A 21,487-nucleotide genomic window follows, 5' to 3' on the forward strand; every position below is an offset into this window, starting at 1 on the left:
AGGGCTTGGGCGGTAGAAAACTCCGCAAATTTGACTTGCGAGAGGTACCTAAAAGTCGATTTCGACGCCCGGCAGGTTCAGCTCTTTCATCATGTCTCGCAGTTCCTGACGGGCCGCGATGTTCGAGATGTTGAGCTGTTTGACCCCGATATCCTTGAGGTCCAGCAAAGTCAGGCCGCGTGGGAAAAGTTCGCGAAAGACGACCCGCTCGGAAAAGCCCGAGGCCACGCGGAAGCCGATGCGCTGCGACAGCATCTCAATCGCGCGCTGCATTTTTTCCTTGTTGACCATGCGCTGGGTTCCGACACGGTTTCTTACGACGACCCAGTCAATGGGCTTCAATCCGGCCTGTGCCCGCAACTGGCGCGCGTTCCATACCATCTCGGAATAGACCGAAGGACCAAGGATTTTCTCGCCTTTAGAGTCAATGCGGGCCAGCAAGTCAAAGTCGATGAAACTGTCGTTCAGCGGTGTGATCAGCGTATCGGCCAGCGAATGTGCAACCTGGCTGAGACGGGTGTGCGAGCCTGGGCAGTCGATAAGGATGAAGTCACTGTCGCTTTCCAGTTCTGCCACGGCGGCTGAAAGGCGGTGGTCATATATGTTCTCGCCCGGTTTCAGCTTGGTCGCGTCAATCTCGGGCAGGTCATGATGGCGGGGGCTGGGAAGAGACAGGTCCGAGTTTTTCAGGAAATTGGCACGGTTTTCGAAGTAACGGCCAAGGCTGCGTTGGCGCAAATCCAGATCCAGAGTGCTGACCTTGTGACCCAGCCGCGCTAGTGCAGTGGCCACATGCATCGAGACGGTCGATTTGCCCGCGCCGCCCTTCTCGTTCCCCACTACGATAATGTGTGCCATGCCTGTATTCCCAAGTCCCGCCGTGTTTGACCACACGTTGTTGAACACCACTATATGTTGTGGAAACGTGGAAGGGAAGAACCCGAAACGCCATTCTGAAAGCCTGTTGCGAATTCATAGACCCAAGAATGGACGTGCTGCTTGCCAGTTTGGCACCCTTGTCTCACTGTGGGTCTGAGGCAGCAGCGGGAAGGGCTTGAGATGGAACAGATATTCCTGAATGTGCTGAATGTGGTGCTGCCAGTACTTATTTGCGCGGGGATCGGTTACGTTTTGGCCATCACTCGGGCGCCTTTCGACAACACAGTTGTTGGCGGGATCGTTTCTCGGGTCGGGTATCCGACGCTGATTATCTCGCATCTGTCGACAACGAATATTGCCGTTAGCACATTTGTCGACGTCATGACTGCCGCGGCTCTGGCAATTGCGGGCTTCGGCATTTTGGGATTGGTCGCGCTTAGGGCAATGCAGTTGCCGGTGCGGGCATTTCTGACTCCGTTGATGCATGGGAATGTCGGGAATATCGGTCTGCCGATTACTCTGCTGGCGCTGGGCGATGCCGGGATGGCCTACACGATGGCGTTCGTGGTTGTCGTGTTGATCAGTATCTTTACCGTAGGCATGTGGATACCGGCCGGAGCGTTCTCGGCCAAAAAGCTGGTAACCTCGCCTATTATCTACGCTGTCGCCATTTCGCTGGGCCTGATGGCGACTGGGTACAGCTTGCCTGCACCCGTGGCCAAATCGTTTGACATTCTGGGCGGCCTTTCGATCCCACTTATGCTTTTGACGCTGGGCCACACGCTGGCTGGTCTACGCGTTCAAAGCTTGGGCCGGTCAGTGGTTCTGACCATGCTGCACCTTGGGATGGCGGTGCTTATTGCCTCAGTGTTGGTTTGGACCTTCGGGTTCACAGGGGCTGAACGTGGGGCAGTCATCCTGTCTTGTCTGATGCCGTCATCGGTCGCAACTTATCTGTTCATTGATCAGCACATGCTCGAATACGGACCGGACGTTGCGGGGTTCATTCTGGTTTCGACATTGGCAACCATTCTCGTTTTACCGCTGGCGTTGTCTTACTGGGTCTGACCTTATGTCGAAGGATGAACTCTGCTAAGATTCTGATGTGGCGGGTAAATACCCAGCGGATACGAGGGCTTGGCGATGTCGGATGCGAAATCACCTCAGCACAAAGCGCGTGTTGTTTTGGCAATGACGGCGATTTGTATGATGGTGGTTGGTTTCAATACGACGGCTGTTGCCACGATCCTGCCCAACCTCAAGGCCGAGTTTGACCTTACTCCCGCAGAGCTTCAATGGGTGATGGCGACCTATACCGTCGCTAGTGCTTCGCTTGTTACAATTGTTAGCCGACTGGGCGATATAACGGGCAAAATGGGCGTGTTCTTTTTTGGAATGATAGTGTTTGCCCTTGGTTCAGCGACTGTACTGTTTGCGCATGACGGCGCGATGCTGCTGAGTGGACGCGCTGCGCAAGGGGCAGGGGCAGCGGCTTTGTTCGGAACGTCTCTTTCCTTGTTGACGGCTGCAACGCCCGAAGATCAGAGGGCAAGCGTCACCGGGGCCTGGGGCGCAATTGTAGGGTTGGCGATTGGCGTGGGCCCTATCTTGGGTGGGGCATTTGCTCATTACATCAGTTGGAGAGCCGTTTTTGCCACCGACCTGATCTTGCTGGCCGGCGCTTTTGCCATAGGTCTAACGGTCAGCAGGCGGGGCTATGTACCCGACACGCGGCTTGCAGGCGCAAGATTTGACTACGTTGGCGCAAGCGCTGTTCTATTGTTTCTTGGGCCGTTGTCTTTTGCACTCAGCAATGGCGAAAGCGCTGGATGGGATACGCCTTCGACATTGGTGCCGCTGGCGGTCTCCGCATTCGCAATGGTTTGTATTGTCATCGCTTCGCGCCGCAGCCAAGACCCTCTGATCGAACTGCGATATTTTCGCCATCCACGTTATTTCATGGCTGCGGCTGGCATGTTTTTGACCGGGTTTACCCTGTTCGGATTTTTCGTCTATTTCAACACGTTCGTCCAGTCACCCGACGCCTTCGGATATACGTCGGTCGAGGCCGGGTTGGCGATCATGCCGCTTAGTCTAAGCATGTTTGTCATTTCGGTCACCGCGCCGCGTTTCCTCGCGCCCTACAGTTTCCAATGGCCTGTTGCGATAGGGTTGGGGTTGATGGCGGTTGGGTTCCTTTCGCTGACCGCAACTACGAACACTACACAATACGCCGAGATTTGGTGGAAACTTATGATTGTCGGCATTGGTCTGGGTATCTGTTTTTCATTGCTGCCACGCCTTGGGTTGCGCCTGCTACCCGAAAAGCACGTGGGGCAAGGTTCCGGTGTGATCAATGCGTGTTTGTATTTCGGCGCTACGCTTGGTGCCGTCGTTTGTGGCCTGGCCGAGGCCCTTACAACCCGTAAGGGACTGTCAGAAGTAATCAATGCCTTGCCTGTCGGATCGGCCCCGCGCGAGGATCTGGCACATGCGCTCACCCATGGCTCACCCAGTCAGATTCAGCAGATTCTGGCGGATCTGAAGCCAATTGCCGGAAGCGCTCTGGCCCAGGCCCTTCGGGATCTTCAGGACAATGCTTTTGACAGCGCCATGGTCTTTACAGCGATGGCAGCCTTGTTGGGGATGGCGTTGGCGCTGCTATTGCTGCGTGGACCAATTCCACCACTGCACAGCGCTGCCGATCTGACAGCCAATTAGACTAGAGCCACTAGCGTCGAGGAGCACCCAAGTGGGATGGTCACTTGGGAAATAGGGATAAAATTAGGATGTGAGCATTGGCTGTTGAAGGCATTTCCCCTGCTGTTAGCTTTCCCGAAATTGGGACTGTAGAAAGCCCCGCTGTATTCTATGACGGGCGGACTGTATTTTTGTCTTACGAAATTGCGCCGGTGTCGGGCGGTGGGGTCGCGATACTGAAATTTGATGATGTTATCGAATTTCGGATAGACCCATTGAATGTCGAAGGTTTGCGGGCCGCCGAGTTCCCCGTCAAACCATGGGACTTTCAAGAGGTCACGGGATCAGAAAAAACCGAACGCTGGAAGGCTTTGAAACCCCGCTTTTGGACGATCTCCTTCAACGATGAAACGATAGAGGTCGTCTTCAAGCAAGTTGAACTGATTAACCGAACACGTGAAGCCACAGCTCCTGATGCGGCTTTGTTGGAGCTGCTCGCATCGAACAAGGCGGATCGATTCCAACCGTAGCCAGCGCCACATGCCGCTGAGAAGATAAACAAAAAGGCCGCCCCTTGGGACGGCCTTTCGCATCTGAAATAGATCTGGCTTAGAAGCCCAGACCTTCGTATTTCTTCTTGAACTTCGACACGCGGCCGCCGGCGTCCATCAGGCGGGCGCCGCCACCGGTCCATGCGGGGTGCACGGAGGGGTCGATTTCCAGGGCCAGCTGGTCGCCTTCGGCACCCCAGGTGGATTTCATCTTGATCACTGTGCCATCGGTCAGTTTGACGTCGATGAAGTGGTAGTCGGGATGGATGTCTTTTTTCATCTTTCCGCTCCTTACGCCTCGGCGCCTGCCTTGGGCTTGTAGTTGGTGACTTCGGCGATACGCGCGGACTTACCACGGCGCGAGCGCAGATAGTACAGTTTGGCGCGACGGACGCGGCCACGGCGGACAACGGTGATGCTGTCGATGTTGGTCGAATGCAGCGGGAACACACGCTCCACGCCTTCGCCGAACGAGATTTTGCGGACGGTGAACGAACCGGCGATGCCGCTGCCACCTTTGCGCGCGATGCAGACACCTTCGTAGTTCTGCACACGGGTACGCGACCCTTCGGTCACTTTAAAGCCGACACGGATGGTGTCACCGGCTTTGAAATCGGGGATGTCTTTCCCCAGGGCGGCAATCTGTTCCGCCTCAAGCTGTGCGATCAGGTCCATCGCATTCACTCCTATCTGCTCGTGGTTGGTCCACGAAGTTTGGGCACGGGCTGAGAGCTCTTGGTCTTCACCGGGTCCTGCATGCAGCCCGCCAGAGGTCAGATCGAATGTTCCTTAGTCCAGTTTGTTCCGCCGCGCCGTGGCCGAAGAAAGCCGGGCGTCACGACATGGACCAAACCAAAACACCGGAGTCGCATGACGCGGCACCGGATTGCGGTCGTTTAAGGGCATTATGTGCAGGGATCAAGCCCAAAATGCTGAGAAACGGTGGGATTCCGCCGCCTCAAAACAGCATCGTTGCTTTGATCCGTCGATCAGGCATTCTGAGGGCAATTACAAGAGCAGTCATTTCAAACAGGAACAGACCATGCGCACTGCATTGATGCTTGCTGTCGCGGCTTTTGCCATCCTGTCCTGCGGTCGCAGCAGCCCGCCGCCGCAACAGGTCGAGGCCAACGCGTTTCTGGACACGACCTCACCTGCGGTGATTTTCCCGGCTTTCGGCGATGCTGATCCGCACCCGTGGGAGGGGCGCCATCCAGGCCACTATCCCGTGCACGGACTGGACGTGTCGCGCTGGCAAGGGCCGATTGACTGGCAAAAGGCCAAGGCATCGGGTGTCAGCTTTGTGTTCATCAAGGCGACTGAGGGTGGTGATGTAGCTGATCCGATGTTTGCAAGTCACAGCAGCGGAGCAAAGGCCGCTGGAGTGCCTTGGGGGGCCTATCACTATTACTATTTCTGCCGCCCAGCGCGCGAGCAGGCGCGGTGGTTCATCCAGAATGTTCCCAAAGGATCGGACCTTCCGCATGTTCTGGATATGGAGTGGACGCCCCATTCCAAGACCTGCACTCTGCGCCCAGACGGTGCGACCGTTCGCGCCGAAGCTCAACGGTTTCTCGATATTCTCGAACGTCATTATGGGCGGCGTCCGATTGTCTACACGACTGTGGACTTTTATGCTGACACAGACATCGGGCGCCTGCCCAAGACAGAGTTCTGGCTGAGGTCCGTCGCCGGGCATCCAAGGAACGTTTATCCCAATGCGATTTGGCGGTTCTGGCAATACACGGGCACGGGGCTTGTGCCCGGTGTGCAGGGACCAGTGGACATCAACACCTTCAACGGCCCGCCCGAGATCTGGGCGCGGTGGAAGAACGGCTAGTCTTCGGACTTGGCTTTGGAGTAGGCGTCCCACAAGTCGGGGCGGCGCTCCTGTGTGATCCGCTCGGACATCTCATGCCTCCAATTGGCGATACGGCCGTGATGGCCCGACATCAGAATGTCCGGGATCGGGCGGCCCTTCCATTCGGCGGGGCGTGTGTATTGCGGGTGTTCCAGCAGGCCCGAGGAAAAGCTCTCCTCCTCAGCCGAAGCCTGATTGCCCAAAACGCCGGGGATCAGCCTTACGGTGGCGTCGATCAAAGCCTGCGCGGCAATCTCACCGCCGGTCATGACGAAGTCGCCCAAGGAGACCTCTTGCACGCCGTAATGCTCCAGAACGCGCTCATCGACGCCTTCGAACCGGCCACACAGCAGGGTCATGCCGTCACAGCGCGCCAGATTCTGCATCATGCGCTGATCCATCCGGCGGCCACGCGGGCTAAGGTAGATCAGCGGCCAGTTGCCCCGCACCCCCGCCATCGTGTGTTCAATCGCCTCGCCTAGTACATCGGCGCGCAACACCATGCCCGCGCCGCCGCCGGCGGGCGTGTCATCCACATTGCGGTGCTTACCGACGCCGAACTGGCGCAGATCGACGGTTTCCAACTGCCACAGGCCCTCTTGCAGCGCCTTGCCGGTCAGGCTTTCGCCCAACACACCGGGAAAAGCTGAAGGGAACAGAGTGATGATCTTAGCCTTCCACACCCCATGCAGGTCGGGCGTTGGGGTCAGCAGCTCACGCGGTTTCAGGGTCGGGCGGATCGCCTTGCGCCCATGAGATTTCGATGGTTTTTCGGTCATGTCGCACCCATCAGCGCCTGCTGCGCCCGTTCAACTACGGCGGCCTTTTGCGCGACCAAGGCGGCTTCGTCCAGACGTGATCTGTTCAGGTCCAGCAATTCGGCCAAAACGTTCTCGGGCAGTCGAGTGTTCGATTTGGAGGGCGGAACCAGCTGTTGCGCCTTGTCATGGGGCAAGTCCAGATACTCGGCAAAAGGCGTACCTGGCCCGAACTGGCGCAATTGCAGTTCCTCCAGCCAGTCCGTTTTCACGGCGACGGTGGGCAGCTTGTCACGGATTTGGTCCACGGTCTCTTGCAACGAGGGCAAATGGTCGATGCTGTCGCGGAACGTATCGAAATCCTGCACCTGCCGCATTCGCTGCAAATCATGCGCCCAAAGGCTGCGCAACCAACTGCCCCGTTGGCGCAAAGACAGGTAAAGCGTGATCTCGACCTCTTGGCCGGAAAACCTCTGGCGGATCGAATCCACAAGACAGGCGGCCAGATCGGGGGCTGCGGCGTAGCCCTGTTCCAGATTGCGACTGGGTCGGAGGCCCGCGAAGTTTTCCTCGCTGAGGATCAAACCGCGCTTTTCCCCGAAATCCAGCGAGTCGAGGAAATCGCGCATCTGGTGACCGAATTCGGACAAAGTACCAACGGTGCCATAAACGGAATGGTTAGTCGCTGCCCGCGACAGGCCCGAGTTGCGCGTTCGATAGGGCAGGACCAACGCGAAATGCGGCCAGATCAACTCGCGATTTTCATAAAGGAAAGACTGTGCCGCAGTGGTGCCGGTCTTGTGCAGGCCCAGATGCAGCAGGACGCGGCGCATCAGATCAGCCCTTCGGGCGGGTCGGCGATGATGCGGCCTTGATCCAGATCGACCGTGGGGACGGCCTCAAGCGTGAAGGGCAGCAGAACGGTCGCCTTCAGTCCCGGCCCGTGTAGTTCCAGCAGGTCGGCAGCGCCGTGGTTTTGCACCGATTTTACCCGGCCCAGCAGGGTGCCGCCGGTGTCATAAACCTCTAGCCCGATCAGGTCGGTGTGATAGAATTCATCATCGGGCAACGAGGGCAGTTGATCACGCCGCGCAAACAGACGCAGACCTTTCAGCGCATCGGCTTGTTCCTTGGTTTCAACTCCGCCCAGACGCGCCGCAAAGCCGTTCTTGATCGACCGAGTCAGGACCAGCGGATAACGATCGCCACCGGCCTCGTCCGTCAGGGGGGAATAGGCCTCGATATCCTCGGGGATGGCGCAATAGCTCTTTAGCCGCACTTCACCGCGTACGCCATACGATCCCGCAATGCTGCCAACGCAGATCAGATCACTCATTTGCCCCATCCGTCACACATAGCCCGTCATCCCATTGTCCGATCCCTTCGCAGGCCTCGCGTTGGTTCGAGCGTTCGAAGAACACGCCGACAATAAAGGCGATCATCAACAGGATGGGAAGGCGTAATAACCCGAACATGCGCCTATCGCACCTCGATGGGCAGGCTGTCGTCGCGGCATTCCCAACCGACCTGTTCCAGCTCGGGCGTGTCCGATTGCGTTTCTGGCAGGCCAACACAGAAATAACCGATCAGGCGCCAATCCTCGGGTACATCCAAATCACGCGCCATCTGGCCTGGGTCCAGAATGGATACCCAACCCAACCCCAGACCTTCGGCCCGCAAGGCCAGCCAGAACAGGGTGATGGCCGAAACCACCGAATAGCGCCGCATCTCGGGCATCGTGTCTGCGCCCAGACCTTGCCCCTTGACCGAGGCATCGTCGCAGAACACGGCCAGTTGCACCGGGGCCTCTTGCATCCCCGACAGTTTCAGGCGGCTGTAGAGTTGCGCCTTTTCGCCGGAATACCCTTCGAATGCCTGCGCATTGGCGGTTTGAAAATTTCGCAGCGCCGCGTCGCGCGCGGCCTGACTTTCGACGCGGATCACGCGCCAGGGTTCGCTAAGCCCCACCGAAGGGGCCAGCCGAAACGCGTCGAGGCAGCGCGTCAGCACTGCCTCGTCAATCGCGTCGGTGCGGAACCGACGCACATCGCGCCGGAGCCGCAGCAAAAGGTCAAACTGCGCGCGAAAATCGTCAGTGAAAGTCTGATCCCGCACGCGCCTGCCTGCTTATTCTTCTGCAGCCGCTTCTTCAGCCGGTGCAGCGGCAGCTTCTGCCGCCTCAGCAGCCTTGGCCGCTTTCTCTTCGGCGCGTTCCTGAGCTTTCTTGCCCGGGGTACCCTTGTTGGGGTTGTTGCGCTCGGCTTTGTCGCGTGCGCCAGCTGCTTCCAGCATACGTGCGATCCGGTCGGTGGGCTGGGCGCCCTGGTCCAGCCAGTACTGGATGCGCTCCAGGTTCATTTTCACGCGCTCTTCGCTGTCTTTGGGCAGCAGCGGGTTGTAGGTGCCCAGTTTCTCGATGAAACGGCCATCGCGAGGCATACGGCTGTCAGCCGCAACGATGCGATAGAAGGGACGTTTTTTCGAGCCGCCGCGGGCGAGACGAATTTTCATTGCCATGGTAGTATCTCCTTAAGATGGCGTGACCGGTCACGGACCGGGTATTCTATGGGTGGAAACGACGGGTCATTCCTGATGTTTCCGGTGGTGTCGGATGACTTCCTGAATGATGAAATTCAGGAAAGCCTTGGCGAAGTCGGGGTCCAGATCGGCCTCTTTCGCCAGGTCTTCAAGCCGAGCGATCTGCGCGGCTTCGCGCGTAGGATCGGACGGGGGAAGGTCGTGTTCGGCCTTGAGCTTGCCGACGGCCTGAGTGTGCTTGAAACGCTCGCCCAGCGTATAGACAAGGATCGCGTCCAGCCGGTCGATGCTTTCGCGATGCTCTTTCAGCAGCGCGGCAGCTTGTGCTACGGGGTCGGTCATGCGTAAGCCTCCATGCCGCCATTCACCAGATCGGCGGGGGCGGGGTGCCGCCAGATTTCGGATGTGCCGAATTTCGGATGTTCGTAGTGATAGTCGAAGGTTGCCCCCAGACGGTTGGCCACGGCCTTGCTGGCGTGATTGTCCGGGTCGATCAGCGAAATCGCCGTGTCCCAGCCCAGCACGTCATAAGCGTGGGCGCGTGCGGCCATCGCGGCCTCGGTCGCGTAGCCTTTGCCAGTGGCGTGGTTCATTAGGGTCCAGCCGATTTCCGGCTCGGGCCAGCCCTCGGGGAACCACAGGCCGACGCGGCCCACATAGGTGCCGGTGTCTTTTTCCTCAACGCTCCAGAACCCATAACCTCGGATTGCCCAATGGCCGAGGATGCTGGCGACAAGCCGCCATGTCTCATCCCGCCGCAGCGGGCCGCCGACGAACTGCGACGCCTCGCTGGCGAAGAACGCGGCATCCGCGTCCAGATCAGCCTCGGAGGGCGCGCGCAGAATCAGGCGCTCGGTCTCAAGCCGGGGGATATGAGGGGTGAGGGTGTTCACTTTTTCTTCCCGAACCCGCTAAGGCCCGGAGGCAGGGCCATTCCGCCGCCCATGCCGGGCATGCCGCCGGGCATCTTGCCACCCATCGCTTTGGCTGCAGCCTCAAGCGCCTTGGGGTCCATGCCTGCGGCCATCTCCTCGGGTGAGGGGCCGCCTTTGCCGAACATGCCCTTCATGGCCTGTTTCAGCATCTTGCCTTTGCCCATCTTGCCCATTTTCTTCATCATGTCCGACATCTGCCGGTGCATCTTGAGCAGCTTGTTGAGGTCGCTGACCTCCATCCCCGAACCCGCCGCAATCCGTTTCTTGCGGCTGGCCTGCAACAGTTGAGGGTTGGCGCGTTCGCGTTTGGTCATCGACTGGATCATGGCGATCTGCTGGCGCAGGATCTTGTCGTCCAGACCGGCCTGATCCATCTGCTTGGCCATTTTGCCCATGCCGGGCATCATGCCCATCATGCCCTGCATGCCGCCCATCTGGATCATCTGTTCCAGCTGCATTTTCAGGTCGTTCATGTTGAACTGACCTTTGACCATGCGCTTCATCATGCGCTCGGTCTGTTCGATCTCCATTGTTTCCTGGGCTTTTTCGACCAGGGCAACAATGTCGCCCATGCCCAGAATACGACCGGCGATCCGGTCCGGCTCGAAGGTCTCAAGCGCGTCCATCTTCTCGCCCAGCCCGACAAACCGGATGGGCTTGCCGGTGACCGCGCGCATCGACAGCGCCGCACCACCGCGACCGTCACCGTCCATCCGTGTCAGGACCACGCCCGAGATACCGACCTTGGCGTCGAACTCTTCAGCGACCTCAACGGCGACCTGACCGGTCAGGCCGTCGACGACCAGCAGAGTCTCGCGCGGGTCAACCGCGTTGCGGACCTGCTCGACCTCATCCATCAGGACTTCGTCGATGTGCAGACGGCCTGCGGTGTCGAGCATATAGACGTCATAGCCACCCAACGTTGCCTGCTGCTTGGCGCGCTTGGCGATGTCGACGGGTTTCTGGCCGGGAACGATCGGCAGCGTATCAACGCCGACCTGCGTCCCCAAAACGGCCAGCTGATCCATCGCCGCCGGGCGATAGACGTCGAGCGAGGCCATCAGAACCTTCTTGCCTTCTTTCTCTTTGAGGCGTTTCGCCAGCTTACCGGTCGTGGTCGTCTTGCCCGAGCCCTGCAGGCCGACCATCAGGATCGGGGCAGGGGGGTTGTCGATCTTCAGCTTGCCGGGGTCTTCTTCGCCACGGAGGGTATCGACCAGCGCGTCATGGACGATCTTGACGACCTGCTGGCCGGGGGTGATCGACTTGGTGACGGCCTGACCGGTCGCCTGTTCCTGCACTTTCTTGACGAAGGCACGGGCCACCGGCAGCGAGACGTCGGCCTCAAGCAGGGCAACGCGAACTTCGCGCAGGGCGGTTTTGACGTCTTCCTCAGACAGAGCGCCCTGTTTGGTCAGCCGGTCAAAGACGCCAGAAAGGCGTTCGGATAGATTTTCAAACATGCCTTCGGCCTCCTTAGCCGGTTATCTGGTGGCGCCTCCTAGATAGGATGCGTCGGTTAAATGCACAAACGCCCCCTCCCACTGAATTTGACGTGGGGGTCATGCCAAATGGCATTGCCCCCACGGGCGAAACTCGCTGGTGGGGGGCGATCCCTTAACGACTCAAGGGACCGGAAGATCAGACGCTTCCGGATGTTTGAAGTGGGCTGTAGGCCGATTGGCTGTCAGAGTCAACCGCTCGCGCCGGAAGCCAGTCATTGACCGCATCCACCAGCCGCTGCGCCCCGTGCCCGCTTACATAGGCTTCGACAATCGGGTGTCGGCCTGCACTCATGCCCTTTTCCAGGATCAGAACGGGACGGTGCATCTTGGACGTGGTTCTGTCGCGGGTGGATGTGGTGGTTTCCACCTCGGCATGGGACAGGTTCGACAGCTCATGTTCTACGGTGTCATAGCCAAAGACGGATTGGCGGCGGATCAAAACGCTGTTGCTGGGTCGATCCAAAATCACCTGTACGCGCCGCACAAAGACGCAGAAAGCGCCGATGCCCATCCCGCCGCCAAACACAGCAAAGAACAGACCGAACAGAATGCCCTCGCCGCCTTCGGTTGCCATGAACAGACCAGCGCCGACAAAGGCAAGGATGAAGAAGATCAGTGAGATGCCAATGAACCAGGGCGTATTAGAAAGGATCAATTGGTTCGGAGTATGGCGCGTGACTTTCATGGCGGCACGCTAGCACTGAATTCCGACGCTGTCTGGCTTGAATTTGTCCGCACGTTGCGCGATGAGCACGCCAAACAGGAGATACCCATGGACGCATCATCCACCTTTCAGGACACATTACCGCTGAGTTCCGACGCGCTGCTGGCGCAACTGGACGATTGGGGCCTGACTTATACGCTGCACACCCATGTGCCGCTGCGCACGGTTGAGGATTCAAAGGCGGTCGAGGATCAGTTCATGGTGCCCGGCGAAAACGCGTTGCGGGTCAAGAACCTGTATCTGCGCGACAAGAAAAAGCGGAACTATCTTGTAACGCTGGAGCAGAACGCCGAAATCGACCTTAAGGCGCTGGGGGCTGAACTGGGTGTCGGTAACCTGTCCTTTGGGTCGGCGGATCGTTTGTTGCAGAACCTTGGTATCCGTCCCGGCGCGGTGAGCCCTTTGGCGATGATCAACGGGGTGCAGAACGAGGTACGGTTCTTCATGGACGGCGCAGCCAAGCAGGCGGATGTCATCTATATGCACCCGCTGGTCAATGACCGCACCGTTGCAATGCCACGGGACGATCTGCTGGCGTTTTGTGATCGTACCGGGGTCGAGATTAACTGGTTGCCCTGATCAGTCCCCTAGCGCTTGGGCCAAGGCGGCCGAGACATGTGCGGCGGAAGGGTTGATGAAAAGGTGCCCGTCTGCCTCAAACACCGGATCGTCCAGATGGTTGGGGAAGGCTAAAGGCAGTTCGGTGCAGGCCAGCAGGATCGCGGTGCCAGTGCGCGCATGTTTGTTGCAGAACGCAAGCAAACGGGCATGCGCTTCGTCGGACGCCCCACCGTAAAAGTCGCTGTCGATCATCGCTTGCATCTCGGCGATCTCGGCGTCGGGCAGCCGCTTGTTGGCGACAACGCCATGTTCGGCCAGCTTTTCGGCATAGTTGGTCGCTTCCATCGTGACGGTTGTTCCCAGAACCAGCGCCTCAGAGGCTTTGGTGCGCGCTGTCACCTCTGCAGTGGCGTCGAAAATACTGAGAATCGGCATCGCCACGCCTTGTCGTATCGAATGAAGTCGAGCGTGGGGCGTGTTGGACGCGATGATGCCGAAATCACATCCGGCCCGCTCCAACGTCAGCAATGCCTCGCGAAAGACTGCGTCGAAGGCCGACCAACTCTCCTCGTCCCCGGCGATACCGCGCAAAGCGCGCGTTTTGGCCTGCGTGACGGATTCGATGGTCATCGGAGGGATGGGCAGCGGAGATGTATGACCCCGTTCAGCGAAATGGCGGCTCGCGCCCTCGGCAATGGCGCGGTAGTAGTCCACGGTCGAGGCCCAGCCCACACCGCCCAGAATTCCGATTTTTTTCATGCCCGGTGTCCAGTCTGCAATTGTCTGTTCAGGTGCAGACTGGACGTTTTAGGGCGTAACGGTCAATCAGGCCGCCAATTCCGAAACAGCCTTTTGCGCGTTGCTAAGGGTCGTTTCAGCGTCCAGTGCCATTTTATCGGCTGCGATGACGTCGACATTATGAATGCCGATGAAGCCCAGAACATGCTTGGCATAGTCGGTGGCAAAGTCGATCTCGGACCCGACTGCGGTGCCGCCAGAAGCGATGGCCAGAACTGCGCGTTTGCCGTCCAACAGTCCCTTTGGGCCGTTTTCACTGTAGGAAAAGGTCAGTCCGGCGCGGGCGACCAGGTCGATCCACGCCTTGAACGCCGCAGGCACCGAGAAATTATAGATGGGCAGGCCGATCACGACCGTATCGGCCTCTTGCAGTTCCGACACCAGAGCGTCGGAAAGGGACAGAAGGTCACGCTGGACCGCGTCGCGCTGATCGGCGGGAGTGAAATTGGCATTGATCCAAGCTTCGGTCAATAATGGCAGCGGGGTCGCCAGGTCGCGGCGGATGATGCGGTTGGCACCAAGGTGCTTGACGATACGGTCAGAAAGGTCTCGGGTCGTTGACCCTGTTCGGCGGGCCGAGGCGTCAATGTGCAGAACTGTCTTGGTCATGATGGTCTCCTTCAGGCGGTGAATTCTGTGTCTGGTCCCAATATGAATGTTGCGTTGGTGAACAAAACTCTGATATCCCAACATTAAGTGTTAAAATTTGCACAATGGGCAAGATGCAATGGACAATTGGGATGAAGTGAGAACCGCGTATCAGGTGGCGCGCATGGGGACGGTCAGCGGTGCCGCCGAAGTGTTGGGCGTTCACCACGCCACCGTTATCCGCCATATCGACGCGATCGAGGCGCGGCTGGGGGTCAAATTGTTCCAGCGCCACGCCCGTGGATACACGCCGACCGAGGCGGGCGACGACCTTCTGCGCGTAGCGCAAGCGACCGAAGATCAATTCAACCAGTTGGTTGGGCGCATGAAAGGCCGCGGAGATGACGTATCCGGAGAGCTGGTGGTGACTTCTCTGTCCTCGTTGGCGCCGTTGGTTGTGCCGGTGCTGAGCACTTTCCAGCGCCTGCATCCTGATCTGATCGTCCGCTATCTGACCGGTGACCGTCTATTCCGGCTGGAATATGGCGAGGCACATGTGGCGATCCGCGCCGGGTCGGCGCCGGATCAGCCCGACAATGTTGTGCAGCCATTCATGAAACAAGAGGTCGGCTTATATGCGAGCACGGCATACATCGAACGTCACGGCAAACCAGCCGGGGTCGAGGATTTTGCCAGCCATTTCTTTGTCAGTACCGATGACGAAACCAGCCGCGCGCCGTTTTCGCGTTGGTTGCGCGAAACGGTCCCTGCTGATCGCATCACTTTTCGCTGCACCAACAATTTCTGCATCCGCGAGGCCGTTCTTTCTGGAGCAGGCATTGGTTTCATGGCGCGGTGGGAGGCTGCCCGTGACCCCAATCTGATCGAGGTGATCCCGCCGCTGTCCGAGTGGTTCGGCAACCTTTGGCTGGTGACGCATGTGGATTTGCACCGCACGACCAAGGTGCAGTCGTTCCTGTCCTATCTGAAAGAGCAATCCAAAGGCTGGCAGCCATGACCCCTCCGGCGCGTGGCCATTTGGCCATGCTGGTCTTTTCTGCCTTGGTCGCGGGCAGTTTCTCACTAGGCTCAATGATTGCCAACCAGATCTCACCCGAGTCGGTCACTGCCGTGAGGTTTGCAATTGCGGCCATCGTGATCGGGGCAACAGCGTTGATGACCACAGGCTTGCCTCGCAGCGCTGCGCAAGCTCCTTGGCGTTACCTGGTGCTGGGCGGGCTTTTTGCGACCTATTTTGTTCTTATGTTTCACGGGTTGAAAACCGCCCCTCCGGTCAGCGCGGCTGCGGTTTTTACTCTGACTCCGGTTTTGTCAGCGATCGCCGGATGGTTTCTGTTGCGTCAGGTCACCACGCCAAGGATGGCACTGGCGCTAAGCATTGGTGCCGTTGGGGCGCTTTGGGTGATATTCCGGGCGGATTGGCAAGCGTTCACGGCTTTTCAAATCAACAAGGGTGAGGTCATTTATTTCTGGGGGTGTATAGCTCATGCTGTTTATACGCCGATGGTGCGTAAACTGAACCGCGGCGAACCCGCCGTAGTGTTCAGTTTCGGAACCATGGTAGCAGGTTGCCTGCTTTTGACGATCTATGCGTGGTCCGACATTCGCGACACCGACTGGGCCAACCTGCCCATGATCGTGTGGGTCGGGTTGCTGTACCTGTCGATCTTCGCGACCGCCGCCAGTTTTGTTCTGGTTCAGTTTTCGGCCCTGCGTCTGCCGTCGGCCAAGGTTATGGCCTATACTTATCTTGTCCCCAGTTGGGTCATTCTATGGGAGATTGCGCTGGGCAACGGCGCCCCCGTGGCACTGGTTTTGGTCGGCGTCGCTCTGACATGCGTTGCATTGTTGATGCTCCTCAGGCCCGACGGACCCACAGGGGCGGAACCTGTTTTTAAGGCCGATCGAAACTGAACTGAAGGTTGCTCAACAGGCCGAGGCCGCAAAACGTCTCGACCTGTGCGGCATGAACCGTTTGCGTCATCCTTAGAAGAGATAGATTTGGTTTTGGCAGCATACCACGAAACATGCGCCTGCCATTGTCAATTGGTCAGGTGTCGTCTGTCAAAGGCAATTGGCTTTCCAGAAACCGTTCGAACGCATCCAGGTTGACCGGCTCGAATTGTCCGAACCCCTGCATCCAGACCGAAGCCGACCGTAGCGCGTCGGGTTCCAGCTTGCACCATTTCACCCGGCCGCGTTTTTCCTGGCTGATCAGTCCAGCCTTGGTCAGGATCATCAGATGCTTCGAGATCGCGGCCAGTGACATCTCGAACGGTTCGGCAACATCGGTGACGGCCATGTCATCCTCCAACAGCATTGCAAGGATGGCGCGGCGTGTTGGGTCGGCAAGGGCCGCGAAAACGGTATCGAGATCACTGGACATGCTTCCGCTCAATCACAGCGGTCTGCTTTGGTCAACCATTTGGTTGAATATGGAAGATCCGGTCCATTCATGCCCCCGCAGGATCAACGGGTGCGCCTACGGAGGGGCAGTGGAAAATTTTAGCAAATAAAATCAGGGTATTAAACATAATTTGAGTGCGACCTATACACCGTTGACTCTATGCCCGCATCGCCTTAGCACCCTACCCAAGACTGTGCGAGGGAAACGCCCGTGACCGATGATGACCAAAAGCAGCGTATGGCGCAGCTGGAGGCCAAGATCGACGCGGCGAAAAAGGCCAAACAGCCCCCCAAACGCGCAGACAGTGACATTTCCGGTGGCGAGCTTGCCTGGAGGATGGTCATCGAAATGGTATCCGGTCTGGGGATCGGGTTTGGCATCGGATACGGGCTGGACAGCCTGCTCGGGACGATCCCGATCTTTCTGGTGCTGTTTACATTGCTGGGCCTTGTCGCGGGCGTGAAGGTTATGCTCCGCAGCGCGAAAGAGGTCCAAGAGAAACAAACGGCGGCGACGGCTGCCGAGAAGGACGAGAGGGACTGAACGTGGCAACCGAGACCACCGCAGCAGAGGGCAGCAGCCTGGTATTCCACCCGATGGACCAGTTCATCGTCAAACCGTTGTTCGGCGACGGTGCGGTGGGCATGTTCACCATCACCAACGTGACGCTGTGGCTGTTCTTTGCGATCGTTGCGATTGTTCTGCTGCTGATCGTTCCGACCTCGAAGCGCGCGATTGTTCCGACCCGGATGCAGTCGGTGGCCGAACTGGCCTACGGCTTCATCTACAAGATGCTGGAAGACATCTGCGGCAAGGAAGGCGTCAAGTTCTTCCCCTATGTCATGACCCTGTTCATGTTCATCGTGACAGCGAACTTCCTGGGCCTGATCCCGACCTCGTTCACCACCACATCGCATTTCGCCGTGACCATCCCGCTGGCGCTGGCTGTCTTCCTGACCGTCACCATCCTGGGCTTTGTCAAGAACGGCGCGGGCTTCCTGAGCCTGTTCTGGGTCTCCAGCGCCCCGATGGCGCTGCGTCCGATCCTGGCGATCATCGAGCTGATCTCGTACTTTGTGCGCCCGGTCAGCCACTCCATTCGTCTGGCCGGTAACGTCATGGCTGGCCACGCGGTGATCAAGGTGTTCGCAGGCTTTGCCGCGATTGCCGTGATCTCGCCCGTGTCGGTTCTGGCAATCACCGCAATGTACGGTCTTGAGGTCCTGGTGGCCTTTATCCAGGCCTACGTATTCACCATTCTGACCTGTGTTTACCTCAAGGACGCTCTGCATCCGCATCACTGATTGGGTCTTGCACCCAGCACAGGAACGATAACCAAACATCGAAACTTCCAATTCGTAAGGAGATACATCATGGAAGGCGATCTCGCACACATCGGCGCAGGCCTGGCAGCAATCGGTTCCGGCGCAGCCGCAATCGGGGTGGGCAACGTTGCAGGCAACTTCCTGGCCGGCGCCCTGCGCAACCCTTCGGCGGCTGCTTCGCAGACCGCAACCCTGTTCATCGGTATCGCATTCGCAGAAGCCCTGGGGATCTTCGCATTCCTGGTCTCGCTGCTGCTGATGTTCGCCGTCTAATCTGCGGAACCTGATCCTTACGCGCAGGTGGGTCCAAGCCATAGTGGCCCACCTGTTGTAAAGACAAGTTTCCGACGGAGGATATCATGGCGACTGAACCCCTTACAAAAGAGGTAGCTGGCTCGTGCGTCGACTCCTATGGCTCTGCCATCGGGATGCCGCAGCTCTGCTTCGATTGGTTCCCCAACCAGATTTTCTGGCTGGTCATCACGCTGGTCGTCATCTTTCTGGTCCTGTCCCGCGTGGCTCTGCCCCGCATCGCGGCAATCCTGGCTGAGCGTCAGGGGACCATTACAAATGACCTGGCTGCGGCCGAAGATCTGAAGGCCAAGGCGGTCGAGGCCGAAGAGGCCTATAACAAGGCGCTGGCCGATGCCCGTGCCGAAGCGCAGCGTATCGCTGCCGAAGCACGCGCCGAGATTCAGTCTGGTCTGGATGACGCGATTGCCAAGGCAGATGCTGAAATCGCTGCAAAAGCGGCTGAATCGGAAAAGGCAATTGCCGAAATCCGTGCCGGTGCGCTGGAAAGCATTCAAGTGGTTGCCAAGGATACGGCAGCTGAACTGGTTACAGCACTGGGTGGCGAGGCGGATGCCAAAGCCATCGACGGTGCCGTTGACGCGCAGATGAAAGGATAAGTGACATGCGGAATACTCTTGCCCTTATCCTGACCCTCGGCGCTGCCAGCCCAGCGCTGGCCGCAAGTGGCCCGTTCTTCTCGCTTGGCAACACCGACTTTGTGGTCCTGCTGGGCTTCATCGTGTTCATCGCGGTTCTGTTCTACTTCAAGGTGCCCGGCATGATCGGTGGCGCGCTGGACAAGCGGGCCGAAGGCATCAAGTCCGAACTGGACGAAGCCCGCGCCCTGCACGAAGAAGCGCGTAGCTTGCTGGCCTCGTATGAGCGCAAGCAGCGCGAAGTGCAGTCTCAGGCGGATGCCATCGTGGCAGCAGCCAAGGACGATGCGGTACTGGCAGCTGAACAAGCCAAGGTCGATCTGGAGAAGTCCATTGCTCGTCGTTTGGCGGCAGCACAGGACCAGATCGCATCGGCGGAGGCTTCTGCCGTGAAAGAGGTGCGCGATCAGGCCATCACCGTTGCTGTTTCCGCAGCCAACGCGGTTCTGGCAAAGCAGATGACAGCTACGCAGGCCAACAAGCTGATCGACGCGGCCATCGCGGATGTAGGCGAAAAGCTGCACTGACCGCTGAACATAATTCGAAACCTTGACCCGAAAGCCCGCTTTCGGGTCAAGGCGCTTTGAAAGACCCCTCGCCTGAATTGCTGGAATTTTGATGAACATTCTCGGCATTGTTCGAAATGGTGGAGAATCCCTGACCGCAACGCTCTTGCGCATCGAACAGCTGCGGGCGTACCTTGAGAGCAGTCGCGTGATCATCGCGACCAACGATAATAAAGACAATACCGACGACATCCTACAAGATTACGCGGCTCAGAACGCGAGAGTAGATGTGCTCTTTCTGGACAGTATGTTGGACCTGTTCGATGAACGCGTAGAGCGTATTGCCGTCGCCAGAAATGCAGTTCTTGAACATCTTCTTGCCACCAATCCGGTCCATCCTTTGACACTGGTTCTTGACATGGACGGCCCCAATACGCAGATGAAAACAAGTCAGGTGTTGAGCGCGGCGGCGCGTCAGGTGCCACAATGGGACGCTGTGTTTGCAAACTCATTGCCTGCATATTATGACCTTTACGCCTTGCGATGTGCGGGCTGGAGCGATCAAGACCCGTGGCGAGAGCTTACGGCGCTAACGCGACCACGGATGTTGCGCAGTGTCTGGTGGCGACGGATGCAGCGGAAAGTCATCTATAATCGTCAATACTCAATACCAACCGACGCGCCTCTGATTGAGGTGGAGAGTGCTTTCGGCGGGTTGGGCTTGTATAAGACCGAAGCTTTGCGCGGTGCGACGTACCAGCCACGGGACGAGACCGGTCAAATCACCTGCGAGCATACGACTCTGCATCATTCGCTGCGAACCGCGGGAAAACGTCTTTTTATTGACCCCGGTCTTTTAACTTTGGCACAAACCGAGCATATGGGCCCCGGTAGCGGAAAGCGCATTCCAAAGAAGCTGTTGCAATGATCAGCTTGTCAGAAATGATGCAGTCGCACAGAAACACTTTTTTTGCACCAATGCAGCTTGGTCTTGGGTGGTAGGATTACGCATGACGAATATGCCCAAGATAAGTCTGGTCGTTCCAAACCTGAACTGCGCCGAATTTCTTGAGCAGACCATTGCGTCAATTGTCAGCCAGTCTTACCCCAGTCTTGAGCTGATCTTGTCGGATGGGGGAAGCACAGACGGGTCGCTTGATATTGTCGAAAGATATCGCGGGGCATTCACACATATCATATCCGAGCCGGATACGGGTCAAGCCAACGCGGTCAACAAGGGGTTTGCTCTCGCCACTGGCGAGGTCATGGGGTGGATCAATTCCGATGATGTCCTAATGCCGGGAGGGCTCGGACTTGTTGGGTCTCTTTTTGCGCTAAAGCCAAAGTTGGACTGGGTGACGGGCAAGCTCACGACGATAGACGAGGCAGGACGTATTTTGGCCTCTCGACGCCCAAGGCCAATTTCGTATCAACGGTTTCTTGCGGGCGACTATCAGTGGGTGCAGCAGGAGTCGACATTTTGGCGACGCAGCCTTTGGGACAAAGCCGGAGGACAACTTGACGAGCGCCTGTCCTTGGCTGTGGATGGCGAACTTTGGCTGCGGTTTTCACGCTATGCCGAACTGATCCCCGTTCACGATAAGATCGGTGCGTTTCGGTTCCGCACAGGCCAACGTTCAGAAGCAATAGACGCCTATCATGCAGAAATGCTGGTTGTAATAGCCAATGAAAAGCAGAGTGCAGATAGCCCTGACGCCGTTACGAAATCCGTTCTGGCCGCGCCTACCAAGCTGCGTAGTTGGTCCGAAGCTGATAGCAGTTTTCCCGGACTGACCGATTGCGATCCAAAACCGATAAAGAACGTGAGTCTTTGGAAGCACAGGTTTGCACGAGTTATTCGCAAGCTGTGACCATTGCTG

General features: G+C 58.1%; 30 protein-coding genes. 14 read left to right on the forward strand and 16 right to left on the reverse strand.

Going from position 1 to position 21,487, the window contains the following annotated elements; translation table 11 throughout:
• Window positions 1-48 precede the first annotated feature (48 nt).
• Window positions 49-858 carry a division plane positioning ATPase MipZ gene (locus ACR0DX_RS16270; protein WP_170356096.1) on the reverse strand — a complete coding sequence of 270 codons (810 nt, stop codon included), beginning with the start codon at window positions 856-858 and terminating at the stop codon, window positions 49-51.
• A 201-nt stretch (window positions 859-1,059) separates the two neighbouring features.
• Between ACR0DX_RS16270 and ACR0DX_RS16275 the strand changes: the two genes are divergently transcribed.
• The 3 genes from ACR0DX_RS16275 (at window position 1,060) to ACR0DX_RS16285 (ending at window position 4,109) form a co-directional block, all read left to right on the forward strand.
• Entirely contained in the window at window positions 1,060-1,947 is an 888-nt protein-coding gene (locus ACR0DX_RS16275) for a transporter (protein ID WP_170356097.1), read from the forward strand.
• 75 nt (window positions 1,948-2,022) lie between these two features.
• Window positions 2,023-3,600: an MFS transporter gene (locus tag ACR0DX_RS16280; protein WP_170356098.1), complete on the forward strand. Its 1,578-nt coding sequence runs from the start codon at window positions 2,023-2,025 to the stop codon at window positions 3,598-3,600.
• A 77-nt stretch (window positions 3,601-3,677) separates the two neighbouring features.
• Window positions 3,678-4,109 carry a hypothetical protein gene (locus ACR0DX_RS16285; RefSeq protein ID WP_480846738.1) on the forward strand — a complete coding sequence of 144 codons (432 nt, stop codon included), beginning with the start codon at window positions 3,678-3,680 and terminating at the stop codon, window positions 4,107-4,109.
• Between the two features lie 79 nt (window positions 4,110-4,188).
• Here ACR0DX_RS16285 and rpmE read toward each other — a convergent pair whose 3' ends face one another.
• Window positions 4,189-4,410 carry a 50S ribosomal protein L31 gene (rpmE, locus tag ACR0DX_RS16290; protein ID WP_170356099.1) on the reverse strand — a complete coding sequence of 74 codons (222 nt, stop codon included), beginning with the start codon at window positions 4,408-4,410 and terminating at the stop codon, window positions 4,189-4,191.
• Window positions 4,411-4,421: 11 nt separating this feature from the next.
• Window positions 4,422-4,805, reverse strand: a complete 384-nt coding sequence (rplS, locus tag ACR0DX_RS16295) for a 50S ribosomal protein L19 (protein WP_170328369.1) — start codon at window positions 4,803-4,805, stop codon at window positions 4,422-4,424.
• 367 nt (window positions 4,806-5,172) lie between these two features.
• Here rplS and ACR0DX_RS16300 point away from each other — a divergent pair, with 367 nt between their 5' ends.
• On the forward strand, window positions 5,173-5,970 hold the full coding sequence (locus ACR0DX_RS16300; RefSeq protein WP_170356100.1) for a glycoside hydrolase family 25 protein: 798 nt from the start codon (window positions 5,173-5,175) through the stop codon (window positions 5,968-5,970).
• Here the strand turns inward: ACR0DX_RS16300 and trmD are convergent.
• The 10 genes from trmD to ACR0DX_RS16350 all read right to left on the reverse strand — a co-directional run bounded on the left by trmD (window position 5,967) and on the right by ACR0DX_RS16350 (window position 12,412).
• Complete coding sequence (gene trmD / locus ACR0DX_RS16305; protein ID WP_170356101.1) at window positions 5,967-6,770, reverse strand: tRNA (guanosine(37)-N1)-methyltransferase TrmD; 804 nt, start codon at window positions 6,768-6,770, stop codon at window positions 5,967-5,969. The two genes, ACR0DX_RS16300 and trmD, sit on opposite strands and share 4 nt — an antisense overlap.
• Entirely contained in the window at window positions 6,767-7,582 is an 816-nt protein-coding gene (locus tag ACR0DX_RS16310) for a hypothetical protein (RefSeq protein WP_170356102.1), read from the reverse strand. The genes trmD and ACR0DX_RS16310 overlap by 4 nt, the downstream gene beginning before the upstream one ends.
• On the reverse strand, window positions 7,582-8,085 hold the full coding sequence (gene rimM / locus ACR0DX_RS16315) for a ribosome maturation factor RimM (protein ID WP_170356103.1): 504 nt from the start codon (window positions 8,083-8,085) through the stop codon (window positions 7,582-7,584). Before rimM ends, ACR0DX_RS16310 begins: the two co-directional genes overlap by 1 nt.
• Window positions 8,078-8,224 carry a hypothetical protein gene (locus ACR0DX_RS16320; RefSeq protein ID WP_170356104.1) on the reverse strand — a complete coding sequence of 49 codons (147 nt, stop codon included), beginning with the start codon at window positions 8,222-8,224 and terminating at the stop codon, window positions 8,078-8,080. The genes rimM and ACR0DX_RS16320 overlap by 8 nt, the downstream gene beginning before the upstream one ends.
• A gap of 4 nt (window positions 8,225-8,228) precedes the next feature.
• Window positions 8,229-8,864 carry a 5,6-dimethylbenzimidazole synthase gene (bluB, locus tag ACR0DX_RS16325; protein ID WP_480846742.1) on the reverse strand — a complete coding sequence of 212 codons (636 nt, stop codon included), beginning with the start codon at window positions 8,862-8,864 and terminating at the stop codon, window positions 8,229-8,231.
• A gap of 12 nt (window positions 8,865-8,876) precedes the next feature.
• Window positions 8,877-9,266, reverse strand: coding sequence for a 30S ribosomal protein S16 (rpsP, locus tag ACR0DX_RS16330; RefSeq protein ID WP_170356106.1), 390 nt, complete (start codon window positions 9,264-9,266; stop codon window positions 8,877-8,879).
• A 66-nt stretch (window positions 9,267-9,332) separates the two neighbouring features.
• Window positions 9,333-9,629, reverse strand: a complete 297-nt coding sequence (locus ACR0DX_RS16335) for a chorismate mutase (protein WP_170356107.1) — start codon at window positions 9,627-9,629, stop codon at window positions 9,333-9,335.
• Window positions 9,626-10,180, reverse strand: coding sequence for a GNAT family N-acetyltransferase (locus ACR0DX_RS16340; protein WP_170356108.1), 555 nt, complete (start codon window positions 10,178-10,180; stop codon window positions 9,626-9,628). Before ACR0DX_RS16340 ends, ACR0DX_RS16335 begins: the two co-directional genes overlap by 4 nt.
• Window positions 10,177-11,685: a signal recognition particle protein gene (gene ffh / locus ACR0DX_RS16345; RefSeq protein WP_170356109.1), complete on the reverse strand. Its 1,509-nt coding sequence runs from the start codon at window positions 11,683-11,685 to the stop codon at window positions 10,177-10,179. Before ffh ends, ACR0DX_RS16340 begins: the two co-directional genes overlap by 4 nt.
• Window positions 11,686-11,863: 178 nt before the next feature.
• Window positions 11,864-12,412, reverse strand: coding sequence for a hypothetical protein (locus ACR0DX_RS16350; RefSeq protein WP_170724723.1), 549 nt, complete (start codon window positions 12,410-12,412; stop codon window positions 11,864-11,866).
• An 87-nt stretch (window positions 12,413-12,499) separates the two neighbouring features.
• Here ACR0DX_RS16350 and ACR0DX_RS16355 point away from each other — a divergent pair, with 87 nt between their 5' ends.
• Window positions 12,500-13,030 carry a prolyl-tRNA synthetase associated domain-containing protein gene (locus ACR0DX_RS16355; RefSeq protein WP_170356111.1) on the forward strand — a complete coding sequence of 177 codons (531 nt, stop codon included), beginning with the start codon at window positions 12,500-12,502 and terminating at the stop codon, window positions 13,028-13,030.
• On the opposite strand, the gene ACR0DX_RS16360 is transcribed toward ACR0DX_RS16355, so the two are convergent.
• Both ACR0DX_RS16360 and ACR0DX_RS16365 read right to left on the reverse strand, forming a co-directional pair.
• Complete coding sequence (locus tag ACR0DX_RS16360; RefSeq protein ID WP_353391617.1) at window positions 13,031-13,771, reverse strand: aspartate/glutamate racemase family protein; 741 nt, start codon at window positions 13,769-13,771, stop codon at window positions 13,031-13,033. It abuts the gene before it with no gap.
• 66 nt (window positions 13,772-13,837) lie between these two features.
• Complete coding sequence (locus tag ACR0DX_RS16365; protein ID WP_170356113.1) at window positions 13,838-14,419, reverse strand: NAD(P)H-dependent oxidoreductase; 582 nt, start codon at window positions 14,417-14,419, stop codon at window positions 13,838-13,840.
• Window positions 14,420-14,537: 118 nt separating this feature from the next.
• Between ACR0DX_RS16365 and ACR0DX_RS16370 the strand changes: the two genes are divergently transcribed.
• Window positions 14,538-15,416: a LysR family transcriptional regulator gene (locus ACR0DX_RS16370; RefSeq protein WP_170356114.1), complete on the forward strand. Its 879-nt coding sequence runs from the start codon at window positions 14,538-14,540 to the stop codon at window positions 15,414-15,416.
• Entirely contained in the window at window positions 15,413-16,333 is a 921-nt protein-coding gene (locus ACR0DX_RS16375; RefSeq protein ID WP_170356115.1) for a DMT family transporter, read from the forward strand. The genes ACR0DX_RS16370 and ACR0DX_RS16375 overlap by 4 nt, the downstream gene beginning before the upstream one ends.
• Before the next feature lie 136 nt (window positions 16,334-16,469).
• Here the strand turns inward: ACR0DX_RS16375 and ACR0DX_RS16380 are convergent, their stop codons facing one another.
• Window positions 16,470-16,805, reverse strand: coding sequence for an ArsR/SmtB family transcription factor (locus tag ACR0DX_RS16380; RefSeq protein WP_170356116.1), 336 nt, complete (start codon window positions 16,803-16,805; stop codon window positions 16,470-16,472).
• 231 nt (window positions 16,806-17,036) lie between these two features.
• On the opposite strand from ACR0DX_RS16380, the gene ACR0DX_RS16385 reads away from it, so the two are divergent.
• The 7 genes from ACR0DX_RS16385 (at window position 17,037) to ACR0DX_RS16415 (ending at window position 21,478) form a co-directional block, all read left to right on the forward strand.
• Window positions 17,037-17,369, forward strand: a complete 333-nt coding sequence (locus tag ACR0DX_RS16385) for an AtpZ/AtpI family protein (protein ID WP_170356117.1) — start codon at window positions 17,037-17,039, stop codon at window positions 17,367-17,369.
• A gap of 2 nt (window positions 17,370-17,371) precedes the next feature.
• Window positions 17,372-18,130 (forward strand): F0F1 ATP synthase subunit A, encoded by a 759-nt coding sequence (locus tag ACR0DX_RS16390; protein WP_170356118.1) that lies wholly within the window; start codon window positions 17,372-17,374, stop codon window positions 18,128-18,130.
• A gap of 69 nt (window positions 18,131-18,199) precedes the next feature.
• On the forward strand, window positions 18,200-18,424 hold the full coding sequence (locus tag ACR0DX_RS16395; RefSeq protein ID WP_005981269.1) for a F0F1 ATP synthase subunit C: 225 nt from the start codon (window positions 18,200-18,202) through the stop codon (window positions 18,422-18,424).
• Window positions 18,425-18,510: 86 nt separating this feature from the next.
• Window positions 18,511-19,062 carry a F0F1 ATP synthase subunit B' gene (locus ACR0DX_RS16400; RefSeq protein ID WP_170356119.1) on the forward strand — a complete coding sequence of 184 codons (552 nt, stop codon included), beginning with the start codon at window positions 18,511-18,513 and terminating at the stop codon, window positions 19,060-19,062.
• Window positions 19,063-19,067: 5 nt separating this feature from the next.
• A complete protein-coding gene (locus ACR0DX_RS16405; RefSeq protein ID WP_170356120.1) occupies window positions 19,068-19,628 on the forward strand; it encodes a F0F1 ATP synthase subunit B in 561 nt (186 codons plus the stop codon).
• 91 nt (window positions 19,629-19,719) lie between these two features.
• The gene (locus ACR0DX_RS16410; RefSeq protein ID WP_170356121.1) at window positions 19,720-20,535 is read left to right on the forward strand and encodes a glycosyltransferase family 2 protein; all 816 of its coding nucleotides are present in this window, start codon (window positions 19,720-19,722) and stop codon (window positions 20,533-20,535) included.
• Window positions 20,536-20,626: 91 nt separating this feature from the next.
• Window positions 20,627-21,478, forward strand: a complete 852-nt coding sequence (locus ACR0DX_RS16415) for a glycosyltransferase family 2 protein (RefSeq protein ID WP_480846748.1) — start codon at window positions 20,627-20,629, stop codon at window positions 21,476-21,478.
• Window positions 21,479-21,487: the final 9 nt, after the last annotated feature.

It is taken from the genome of Ruegeria sp. D3, assembly GCF_056534465.1.

Coding starts and splice junctions, on each gene's coding strand:
- ACR0DX_RS16270 (WP_170356096.1), bottom strand. CDS start 858: ATGGCACACATTATCGTAGTGGGGAACGAGAAGGGCGGCGCGGGCAAA.
- ACR0DX_RS16275 (WP_170356097.1), top strand. CDS start 1,060: ATGGAACAGATATTCCTGAATGTGCTGAATGTGGTGCTGCCAGTACTT.
- ACR0DX_RS16280 (WP_170356098.1), top strand. CDS start 2,023: ATGTCGGATGCGAAATCACCTCAGCACAAAGCGCGTGTTGTTTTGGCA.
- rpmE (WP_170356099.1), bottom strand. CDS start 4,410: ATGAAAAAAGACATCCATCCCGACTACCACTTCATCGACGTCAAACTG.
- rplS (WP_170328369.1), bottom strand. CDS start 4,805: ATGGACCTGATCGCACAGCTTGAGGCGGAACAGATTGCCGCCCTGGGG.
- ACR0DX_RS16300 (WP_170356100.1), top strand. CDS start 5,173: ATGCGCACTGCATTGATGCTTGCTGTCGCGGCTTTTGCCATCCTGTCC.
- trmD (WP_170356101.1), bottom strand. CDS start 6,770: ATGACCGAAAAACCATCGAAATCTCATGGGCGCAAGGCGATCCGCCCG.
- ACR0DX_RS16310 (WP_170356102.1), bottom strand. CDS start 7,582: ATGCGCCGCGTCCTGCTGCATCTGGGCCTGCACAAGACCGGCACCACT.
- rimM (WP_170356103.1), bottom strand. CDS start 8,085: ATGAGTGATCTGATCTGCGTTGGCAGCATTGCGGGATCGTATGGCGTA.
- ACR0DX_RS16320 (WP_170356104.1), bottom strand. CDS start 8,224: ATGTTCGGGTTATTACGCCTTCCCATCCTGTTGATGATCGCCTTTATT.
- rpsP (WP_170356106.1), bottom strand. CDS start 9,266: ATGGCAATGAAAATTCGTCTCGCCCGCGGCGGCTCGAAAAAACGTCCC.
- ACR0DX_RS16335 (WP_170356107.1), bottom strand. CDS start 9,629: ATGACCGACCCCGTAGCACAAGCTGCCGCGCTGCTGAAAGAGCATCGC.
- ffh (WP_170356109.1), bottom strand. CDS start 11,685: ATGTTTGAAAATCTATCCGAACGCCTTTCTGGCGTCTTTGACCGGCTG.
- ACR0DX_RS16350 (WP_170724723.1), bottom strand. CDS start 12,412: ATGAAAGTCACGCGCCATACTCCGAACCAATTGATCCTTTCTAATACG.
- ACR0DX_RS16355 (WP_170356111.1), top strand. CDS start 12,500: ATGGACGCATCATCCACCTTTCAGGACACATTACCGCTGAGTTCCGAC.
- ACR0DX_RS16360 (WP_353391617.1), bottom strand. CDS start 13,771: ATGAAAAAAATCGGAATTCTGGGCGGTGTGGGCTGGGCCTCGACCGTG.
- ACR0DX_RS16365 (WP_170356113.1), bottom strand. CDS start 14,419: ATGACCAAGACAGTTCTGCACATTGACGCCTCGGCCCGCCGAACAGGG.
- ACR0DX_RS16370 (WP_170356114.1), top strand. CDS start 14,538: ATGGACAATTGGGATGAAGTGAGAACCGCGTATCAGGTGGCGCGCATG.
- ACR0DX_RS16375 (WP_170356115.1), top strand. CDS start 15,413: ATGACCCCTCCGGCGCGTGGCCATTTGGCCATGCTGGTCTTTTCTGCC.
- ACR0DX_RS16380 (WP_170356116.1), bottom strand. CDS start 16,805: ATGTCCAGTGATCTCGATACCGTTTTCGCGGCCCTTGCCGACCCAACA.
- ACR0DX_RS16395 (WP_005981269.1), top strand. CDS start 18,200: ATGGAAGGCGATCTCGCACACATCGGCGCAGGCCTGGCAGCAATCGGT.
- ACR0DX_RS16400 (WP_170356119.1), top strand. CDS start 18,511: ATGGCGACTGAACCCCTTACAAAAGAGGTAGCTGGCTCGTGCGTCGAC.
- ACR0DX_RS16405 (WP_170356120.1), top strand. CDS start 19,068: ATGCGGAATACTCTTGCCCTTATCCTGACCCTCGGCGCTGCCAGCCCA.
- ACR0DX_RS16410 (WP_170356121.1), top strand. CDS start 19,720: ATGAACATTCTCGGCATTGTTCGAAATGGTGGAGAATCCCTGACCGCA.
- ACR0DX_RS16415 (WP_480846748.1), top strand. CDS start 20,627: ATGCCCAAGATAAGTCTGGTCGTTCCAAACCTGAACTGCGCCGAATTT.